Raw genomic sequence first — 4640 nt, 5'->3', positions numbered from 1 at the left:
AATAAATAGTATTTCTTCTAATGTTAAAAATATAGTTCGAACTAGTGAATTTAGAACTAATAAGTTGAATTTCTATGCTCAAAAATCAACTATGAATTTAACTATAAAATCAGAAAATGGAAAAATAACATGGAAAGAAGATTTATCAGCTTTAGATTTTATGTATTGGAGTATGTATCTTTCAGAGGAGGCTCAAACAGAAGAACAGTATAAAAAATTATTAAATAAGCAATTAGAAGAAGCTAAAAAATCATCTGATAAAAGAAACTTTAAAGATGTTTCAGATTTGTTAAGAGATAGAGGGGTAGATTGGTTTATCACTACAGAAATACAAAAGAAAAATAATGAAGGAAAATATGTTACAATTAAAAAATTTGAAAATTTAGGGAAAGAAGATCCTGTAGAAAAATCTTGGCAAGATCCTAATATGCAAAAGGGTAATGAATATAGAGTAATAAAAAAAGCTTTTGATATAAAAAGTAGTGATGATTACATGGTTATTTTTACGGATGAAGCAGAATGCAAAGCAGATAATGTTAATATAAAACCTATGAAAGATGATAAAAGTACTTTAAAGGATATAAAAGTAGAAATATTAAAAGAAAATATAGATGAACCATCAATGGCAGGAACATATGTTAAAAAAGTTCAATATGAAGTTAACAATGGGAAAAAATACATAAGATTAAATTTAAATAGAAGTGACTGGATGAAAAATATTAAAATTATTGTTGATGAAAAAGAAGTTCTTCCAGAAATATTAAATGTTGAAAAAAATAATAATAATGAAGAAAATAGTGAAATAAGATTTGAAATAAAAGATATAGATTCTAAAATGCAAGTAAATATGAATGTAGTACCTATGAATAATACACTAGTTTGCTTCAGAATTATACCTGAAAAAAGTTCTGTAGATTTAATTAAGGAAGAAAATAAAGATAATGAAGAAAAGCCAGTAGAAAATTCTACAGTAATTCCAACAATAGAGGATTTAAATGTTATAAATCCAAATGAATCAAATAATGGGGTACCAGAAAATTTAAATTTAATTAAAGAAAATAAAGATATGATTAAAGAAATAAAAGTAAAAACATTAAAAGAAAATGAAGATACTCCATCAATGGCAGGAAAATATTTAACAAAGGCAATGTATGAAGTGAAAAATGGGAAAAAGTATTTAAGATTGCATTTAAATAGAAGTGATTGGATGAAAAATGTTAAGGCTATAGTTGATGGAAAAGAAATTAATCCAGAAGTTTTAAGTATTTCAAAAAATAATAATGAAGAAAAAACAGAATTTAGAATTCCAATAAAAGATATGAATTCTAAAATGAAATTAAAAATGAATGTAGTACCTATGGGTAATTCTTTAGTTACTTTTAGAGTAATTCCAGAGGGAGAGAATTTAGAGTTAGCAAGTGAAGAAAAAGTTTCTAATAATAAAGAATTAAAGAATGGGGAAAATTTAGATTTAGAAAACAGTAAAGAAGAGATTAAAAGCAATGAGAACGACTCAGTAAATGTTAAGGAAAAACAACAAGGGGTGCTACCTAGAACAGGCTCACCTATAGGTACAAGTGCTTTAGCATATTTAGGAACATTAATAGGAGCAATAGGTTTATTTATAAAAAAGAAATAATATAGTTAGATATTTAAATCTTATATTATTTTTATAAAGGATAATGGTAAGAGATACTATGAAAAACTCTTACCATTTTCTTTGAATTTTTTTAAAAATTAAATTATAGAAAGATTAATATATAAAAGTTATTTTATAGTTTTTGAATTTTAAGGTTAAATTGTCATTAAATTGAGATAATATAAAGTGTATAATATAAAGTATATAATATAAAGTTTTTAAAAAGATTTTATAATAAATTTATAAGAGGTGATTTAAGTGAAATTAGAAAATAAGGTAGCTTTAGTTACAGCAGCAACTAAAGGTATAGGATTAGCCAGTGCAGAAATATTAGCTCTAAATGGTGCATTAGTATATATAGGAGCTAGATCAAAAGAATTATCAGAAGAAGTAATAAAAAGTATAGAGAGGAAAGGTGGAAAAGCAAAATTTGTATATTTTAATGCAAAAGAAAAAGAAACTTATGAAAGTATGATAAATGAAATAATAAAAAATGAAGGAAAAATAGATATTTTAGTTAATAATTATGGTGGGACTAATGTAAAACTTGATAAAGATTTAATTAATGGAGATACTGATGAATTCTTTAAAATATTACAAACTAATTTAGAAAGTGTTTATTTACCATGTAAGATAGTTATTCCTAATATGATAAAAAATGGAGGAGGAAACATAATAAATATATCCTCAATAGGTTCTATAATACCTGACATATCAAGATTAGCTTACTGTGTATCAAAATCAGCTATAAATTCTTTAACTCAAAATATTGCTGTTCAATATGCTAAGAATAATATAAGATGTAATGCTATATTACCAGGACTTATAGGAACTAAAGCTGCTTTAGAAAATATGTCTGATGAATTTAGAAAATCATTTTTAAGGCATATACCTTTAAATAGAATGGGAACTCCAGAAGATATAGCAAAAGCAGTGCTATTTTATGCTTCAGATGATTCTTCTTACATAACAGGGGCTTTAGCTGAAGTAGCAGGTGCTTTTGGAATGGCTACACCACAATATGCTGAATATATGAGTTTATTTAGAGATTAAAAACTTCTTCTTGAATAGAATTTAAATAAAATAGATTCTATCCAAGAAGAAGTTTTCTTATTTTAAATTTATTTTCAAAAATTATAAATGGAATATATAAATATTATTCAAATGATTTTATACAATCTAATTTAGCTTTTAATTTTTCGTTTGGAGATTTACTAGAATCATAATTATAAATTGAATTTTCAAAATCTCCATATGTAGGATTAGGTAAAACTATAAATTTAGTACCAAAATTATTGGCATTTTTATCTACAATACCTCTTCTTTCATTATTAGATTTTTCATCATATCCACTTGGAAAATCTCCAAGACTATCTCCACAATACATAGCTAAATTATATTTTTCTCTAATTTTATTCCAACGAGCATCTTTATTACTAGTATCGTTAGCATCAGCCATTAGAAAAATATGATCTTCATCAGCATTAACTAAATTAAGTTTTTTCATATTTTCAATAGTATGAGGTAATACTTCATTACTTCTATTAGAAACATAAAAAACCTCTATACCATGTTCTTTAGCATAATCAGTAAATTCTTTAGCACCATCTATTGCTTTAGCATCAACTTTTCTACACCAATTATTCCAGTTATCATTTGTAGCTAGCTCATTATGTTTTATCATATATGCAGGCCAAGGCACATTATCTACAACGGTTTCATCTAAGTCAAGAGTAACTGCATAAGGTTTATCGCCAGGATTAGCTGAAAGCTCGTCTATATATTTCATTGCAGAATTATAAGCTTGATATCTAAGAGCTTTAGCTTCCCCAGATTCTTGTTGCCAAACAGTAGCTAATAAAGCACCATTAGTTAATTTTTTAAGTGCTACTTCATTAGAATTATTTTTTGTATTGTCAACAACATAGCCTGTACCAATACCAGCACCAAAGGTAAGTATTCCAACTAATATGTAAGATAAAAATTTCTTTTTCATTTGTTAAACACATCCTTTAAAATAAATTTTTATTAGATAAACCCAAATTTAGTGTTTTACAAAATTAAGAAAGTCCTTATTCAAAAGATTTTATAATGTTTAATCTATCATTTAATTTTTGCTCAGGAGATTTTTTATAGTCATAACCATAGACTGCACCTTCAAAATCACCATAAGTAGCATTTGGTAAAACTATAAATTTAGTACCAAAATCAGCACAATTTTCATCTACAATTTGTCTTCTTTCAGTATTTGATTTATAATCATATCCACTTGGAAAATCTCCAAGATTATCACCACAATACATAGCTAAATTGTATTTTTCTTTAATTTTATTCCATCTATCATCTTTTTGTTTTGGTCCTTTAGGATCAGCTTTTAATAAAACATGCTCTTCATCAGCATTAACTAAATTAAGCTTTTTCATGTTTTCAATAGTACCAGGCAATAAATCAGTGCTTCTATTAGAAACATAGAAAACTTCAACACCATGTTGTTTAGCGTAATCAGTAAATTTCTTAGCACCATCTATTTCTTTAGCAGCACTCATATTACACCATTTGTTAAAATTGTCATTAGAAAATAATTCATTATTTTTTATAACATATCCAGCATGTGGAATATTATCTACAACGGTTTCATCTAAGTCAAGAGTAACTGCATAAGGTTTATCACTAGGTCTAGCTGAAATTTCATCTATATAGTTCATTGCAGAATTATAAGCCTGATATCTAAGAGCTTTAGCTTCCCCAGATTCTTGCTGCCAAACAGTAGCTAGTACATTACCATTAGTTAATTCATTTAGAGCATTTTTATCAGAATTATTCTTTGCATTGTCAACAGCATAACCTGTACCAATACCAGCTCCAAATGTAAGTACCCCAACTAATAAGTATGATATAAATTTATTTTTCATCTTTTGAATTCAGTCCCTTCTATATTGTGTCATAAAAATATAATTGTTTTTTTAATATATTTATATATAAGATTATATCATATAAATAT

General features: G+C 25.9%; 4 protein-coding genes. 2 read left to right on the top strand and 2 right to left on the bottom strand.

The features are described from left to right. Positions 1-1639 (top strand): NEAT domain-containing protein (locus GBZ86_RS12975; RefSeq protein WP_152891292.1); only part of this gene is annotated, 1639 nt, incomplete at its 5' end. 258 nt (positions 1640-1897) lie between these two features. Continuing rightward, positions 1898-2692 carry a 7alpha-hydroxysteroid dehydrogenase gene (gene hdhA, locus GBZ86_RS12970; RefSeq protein WP_327445223.1) on the top strand — a complete coding sequence of 265 codons (795 nt, stop codon included), beginning with the start codon at positions 1898-1900 and terminating at the stop codon, positions 2690-2692. A 103-nt stretch (positions 2693-2795) separates the two neighbouring features. Here hdhA and GBZ86_RS12965 read toward each other — a convergent pair whose 3' ends face one another. Beyond that, positions 2796-3635 (bottom strand): 5'-nucleotidase, lipoprotein e(P4) family, encoded by an 840-nt coding sequence (locus GBZ86_RS12965; protein ID WP_152891290.1) that lies wholly within the window; start codon positions 3633-3635, stop codon positions 2796-2798. 76 nt (positions 3636-3711) lie between these two features. Then, the gene (locus GBZ86_RS12960; protein WP_152891288.1) at positions 3712-4551 is read right to left on the bottom strand and encodes a 5'-nucleotidase, lipoprotein e(P4) family; all 840 of its coding nucleotides are present in this window, start codon (positions 4549-4551) and stop codon (positions 3712-3714) included. Positions 4552-4640: the final 89 nt, after the last annotated feature.

The sequence above is a fragment of the Clostridium tarantellae genome, from assembly GCF_009295725.1.
GTDB classification, from domain to species: domain Bacteria; phylum Bacillota; class Clostridia; order Clostridiales; family Clostridiaceae; genus Sarcina; species Sarcina tarantellae.
This window is presented reverse-complemented; position numbering and strand designations above follow the sequence as displayed.

Coding starts and splice junctions, on each gene's coding strand:
- GBZ86_RS12965 (WP_152891290.1), bottom strand. CDS start 3,635: ATGAAAAAGAAATTTTTATCTTACATATTAGTTGGAATACTTACCTTT.
- GBZ86_RS12960 (WP_152891288.1), bottom strand. CDS start 4,551: ATGAAAAATAAATTTATATCATACTTATTAGTTGGGGTACTTACATTT.